Source organism: Pseudomonadota bacterium, assembly GCA_010028905.1.
Taxonomy (GTDB): domain Bacteria; phylum Vulcanimicrobiota; class Xenobia; order RGZZ01; family RGZZ01; genus RGZZ01.
Genome location: RGZZ01000397.1, coordinates 1 through 4,677 on the forward strand (window position 1 = coordinate 1; position 4,677 = coordinate 4,677).

4 protein-coding genes are annotated in these 4,677 nt (G+C 68.2%); 2 read left to right on the forward strand and 2 right to left on the reverse strand.

The genetic code is table 11. The features are described 5' to 3' along the window. Together EB084_19865 and EB084_19870 are read left to right on the forward strand one after the other, a co-directional pair. Positions 1–303: sigma-70 family RNA polymerase sigma factor (locus EB084_19865; protein NDD30522.1), on the forward strand; the 303-nt coding region annotated here is incomplete at its 5' end. Between the two features lie 154 nt (positions 304–457). Further along, a complete protein-coding gene (locus tag EB084_19870; GenBank protein ID NDD30523.1) occupies positions 458–2,344 on the forward strand; it encodes a zf-HC2 domain-containing protein in 1,887 nt (628 codons plus the stop codon). Here EB084_19870 and EB084_19875 read toward each other — a convergent pair. Then, positions 2,334–3,731: a peptidase S8 gene (locus EB084_19875; protein NDD30524.1), complete on the reverse strand. Its 1,398-nt coding sequence runs from the start codon at positions 3,729–3,731 to the stop codon at positions 2,334–2,336. The two genes, EB084_19870 and EB084_19875, sit on opposite strands and share 11 nt — an antisense overlap. A gap of 456 nt (positions 3,732–4,187) precedes the next feature. Further along, entirely contained in the window at positions 4,188–4,670 is a 483-nt protein-coding gene (locus EB084_19880) for a hypothetical protein (protein NDD30525.1), read from the reverse strand. Positions 4,671–4,677 lie beyond the last annotated feature (7 nt).

The following is a 4,677-nucleotide window of genomic DNA, read 5'->3' on the forward strand; positions in this document are numbered from 1 at the left end:
CGGGTGCGCGAAGAGGTAGGGTTCCAGCTCGAGGAGCGCAAAGGCGGCGACGAAGAGCCTCAGGCCATTGCCGTTGATCTCCGCCCCGGGCCGGAAGATGAGATCATGGCGCGAGACGAGGCCGCCACGATGCTCACCGCATTGCAGGCGCTGAGCGCTGACTGTCAGGCCATTTTACAGCTGCGCTACTTCGGGGAGCTGGCCTATGACGAGATCTGCGCCCGTCTCGACCTCCCTCTCGGCACGGTCTGCTCCCGATTGAAGCGCTGCCTCGAGCGTCTTCGAAAGGTGCTGGCGTCATGACCAATCTGTTCGTCAGACGTGCAACGCTCGTTTGTACATCTCTCGGGAATAGGCGTCGGACTTCCGGCGACGGACTCAACGCGGCGCGGAAGACGCCCTCAGGCAGCCCCTTGCGACCTGTGAACCTGACGTGGAGAGAGAGAGGTGAGCATCCTTGACCTGCCAGAGACCAGAGCTCTCCGATCTCCTCGTTGCCTGGCTCGAGGACGCTCTCTCCAGTGACGATTCGCAGCGGCTGCGCGATCACGTCGCGGCGTGCACCTCCTGTCAGGCCGAGGCTGATGCGCTCTCTCGCCTGATGCCGCGCATCGCTGGCGCCTATGCGGTTCAGCGAACCACGCCGCTTCTCGAGATCTGCCCCACGTCTGATGCGCTTGTCGATCGCGCCGCGGGAACCGCGCCTCCTGAGCGAAGCGCGCGCCTCGAGACGCATCTGACGATCTGCCCGCCATGTCGCGCGCTGGTGGAGGCCTTGCGTCACCAGGAGGGGTCTCCAGAGCCCGTTGCGGCCCTCCCTGTGCCGCAGATGCCGCAGGGACTGCGTGATGCCTTCCGAGCGGCACACCCGTTGGCTGACGCGGCTCCCGCTTCCCAGCGCGGCCAGCGAGGTGGTGGTCGCTGGGGGTTGCAGCGCATCCTCGCGGTGGCCGCCACGTTCGCAATCCTCGTGGGGGTGAGCACGCTCTTCTTCGCTCGGCCGGACATGTTCGGCGCTCGTCCCATTGAGTCTGATGTGATCAGCAGGCCGGTGGAATCGCGTCCTCCGCTGCCGATGCGAACGGGCGAAGCGCTCAAGGGAGTGCCGGCATCCCAGGGGGCCCCCAGGCCTGATAATGCCCTTGCCGAGTCGAGCTATCCCCCGCCGGCGCAGGCGGGCGCTCCCTTGTCCGCTCCGACCGCTGCGCGAGCCGCGAGCACCGATGCGGCGGCTGAGCCGGCGCAGCGTCTCGAGACGAACGACAAGGGGCCGCCATCGCTACATCATGGTGCGAACCAGCCTGCTCCGTCTCGGACGGTGCCGCCCATCCCATCTTCCTCGGGCGGGGGAGTGGCCACCGCGGGGTCGGCGGTCGCTTCCGCGTCAACGGGCGACCGTCAGCCTCTTCCCGTTGCGTCGAAGAAAGACGCGGCCAAGACGATGCGCACGGCCAGCGAATCGAGCGCCGGCGTCTCGAGCTCTGCCGGGTCGAAAAAGGCGGCCAGGGACGCCGCTGCGCAGGGGCGTCTCGACGACGAGGTCGGCGCGGTGCGGCGCGAAGAGGCACACGGGGCGGCTCAATCGTATCAGCGGTCGCGCGAAGCGGTCGAACGAGAGCGTCTGCAGCAGCAGGAACACGTCATGCAGGCAAAGCAGCAGCAGGTGCTGGCGCAGCAGCAGCAGGCATCTGGCGCGCAGGCTTCGCAGCCACCTCCACCATCGGTTGCCGCACGCGTAGATGCGCCGTCTGCAGAGCGAAACGAGGGCGCGTCGGCGCAGCGCGTTCCCCTCAGGTCTGTCGCAACCGCCCCGGGCGGGCCTGCCGCTGGTTCATCTGCCGTTTTCACCGAGTCAAATGGGGCGCGGCCCGCTCCGTCCCCGGCTCCCGCGCCCGCGGCGCCTGCGCAGATCGCTCCCCCGGCGTCTGCGACCGTGCCCCTTCGGCCCATGCAGGGCCCGGGCGGGCCCAGACCTCTTCGGCCGCGGTCGGCGTCGGAGTCAGATACCTACTCGGCGTCGAAGGCCGGGCCCGGGTATTCCGGGGGAGCAGTGGCCAGCGAGGACGCCCCCGTGGCGAACGAGGCCAGGGTCAGTGCTCGCCCTGCGCCCAGTGAGTCATCGCTGCTCTCTCGAGCCCGAGAGGTGGTGGCGCGCGTGATCGGGCGAACCGACGCCCGCGTTCGGGTGTCGGTGCTCCCCACGAGCAAGGGCGCCCTGGTTCGCGTGTTCGTCACATTGCCTGCTGAGGCGGCCGAGCATTCGGCCGCGGTGAGGCGCGAGCTGCTCCGCGCGCTTCCTCTGGAGACAGAGCGAGGAGATCAGGTCACGGTGGTCAGCGAGTGAGGTCTTGAGCCCCCGTCATTGCGTCGCGACGCTCGAGGTGCGTGACGACAGACGTCAGTGCAAGACAGGCCGCCACATTCACGAACAGCCAGATCTGCTGCGCGGCAGCGCTTCCGATTCCACAGACGTCAGCGGTGGGAACAGCCATCTCGTGGGTGAGGAATGCTGCCACGCCGATGGCCAGGCCGATGGAGAACGACCGACCTCGTTGCCAGCTGAAGGTTCCCAGGGCCACCAGCGAAGGGAGCAGCGCGGACCAGAGGAGCGCGTTCGCGTGGGTGGACAGGCCGGTGATGGAGAGATCCCAGTCGGGTAGCGGGGTGGTGAGCAGCGACGGGGAATGGATTCCCAGCCACGGCAGGAAGAAGAGTCCCGCGCCGCCCACGACGATGCCGCCCATCACCCAGAGGTCCACGCGAGGGCGCACGCGAGAGAAGCGGAACATGCCGCCGAGCAGCATCAGCCCCAGCACGAGACGGGCCATGGGGTCTGCGATCTTCGTGCGCGTCGTGGCGAGCCCGATGTCGAGAACGCCAGCGCCGTAGCCCTTCTCGAGGTCGAGCCCTTCCTTGCGCGCCGTCTCCTGGAGCCGCGCGAGAACCGCGCTCGGCTTCGTGATGCCCTGGGCGACGAGGAGCGCTGCGGCTCCCGCAACGTGTGGAGCCGCCATCGACGTTCCCTGGAAGAGGGCGTAGGTCTCCGTCGTGGGATCCATGATGCCGATGGTGTTCTGCAGCACCCCGTCCTTGTAGCCGTCGTCGTTCTGGTCGACGTTCATGTCGCCGCCAGGCGCGGCGATGTCGATGCGCTTCCCGCGGTTCGTGTAGAACGTGAGCTGGTCGTCGAATCGTGTTGCCGACACCGCCACGCACCCTTCGTATCGCGCAGGGTATCCCACGTTCTCCGAGTTGCTGTTTCCAGCGGCGCAGACGATGACAACGCCTTTCTTGTAGGCGTGCTTCACCGCCGATTCGAGAACGGAGGTCGCCATGGGGCCACCGAGGCTCATGTTGATGACCTTGGCGCCGTGGTTCGCCGCAAACCGGATCCCCTCGGCGATGTCGGAGACCTTGCCCGTACCTCGGGCGCTCAGCACCTTGATGGGCATGATCGACACGCCGGGGGCGACGCCCACCACGCCGATGGCGTTGTTCGTCGTCTGCGCGATGGTGCCCGCGACGTGCGTGCCGTGGCCGTGATCGTCATTGGCGTGCTCGCTCTTGCCGACGAAGTCCCAGCCTTTCACGAACGCGGTCTCGGCGAGGTCTTCGACGCGGTGGAAGCGACCGTGGTTCTCGTACGCCACGCCTGTGTCGATCCGCCTTCTCCACGTCGATCTTGTGCATGTGCCACTGGAACTTGTAGAGCGGGTCGTTGGGGCGGGCATTGGGGAGCGTCTGACGGAGGCGGTCGAGGGAGACCGTCTCTTCCGCGTTCCACAGGCCCGTCATGATGTAGTCGGGTTCGGCAGACGCGATGCGCGGATCGCGGCGCAGGGCGGCGATCACCTCGTCGATGCGCGCGGCGCCGACTTCTGCGACCTCGAGACGGGCTTCTCGCGAGAAGGGGCTGTTCTCGTGGAGGTTCACGCCCAGGGAGGCACCGAGCTGCGTGATCTCAGCAGCATCGACCCCCTCGTGGTAGGTCACCACGATGCCAGAAGCCTCGGCCGAGCGTGACGCCGCCGTTGGTTCCAGGTCTGGGGCGGGCGGGCGGTGGGAGGCGGAGCGCCAGGGCACCAGGGTGATCAGTGCGGCAGCGAGGCACAGCAAGATGCAGAGTCGGGTTCTCAAGGCAGACGCCTCCGTGTTCGTGAGCTCGCACCGCACGCGATGCGCGGGCCTCAGCCGACCGAGTGACCGCAGAAGGCGCAGAAGCGGGCGTTGCGCGCAAGTCTTCCGTTGCACGCGCTGCATGTCCTCTCGTGCATCGCGGCGACGTTCGTACCGCATCCGCCGCAGAAGCGGGCGGACTGCGGAAGCGCCAGGGAGCAGACAGGGCACGTCATCACAGGGGGGGCGGCCACGGGGGGCGGCGCCATGGCGACCGGATCACCCGCTGGCATCGCGGCAGGCGCTGAAGGGGCGGGTTCGGCTGCAGGCGGTTGCGCGGAGGGCGGCTCGGAAACGGGGACCTCGACGCCGCAGTGACGGCAGAAGCGCTTGCCTTCGAGAACTGGCAGCCCGCAGGCGGGACACGGTCGTTCTGCCGGTGCGAAGAAAGGCTGCGGCGCCTCGACCACGGGCTCGGGCACTGGCGGCGGCGGCGCCTCGACCACGGGCTCGGGCAGCGGTGGCTGCGGCGCCTCGACCACGGGCTCGGGCACTGGCGGC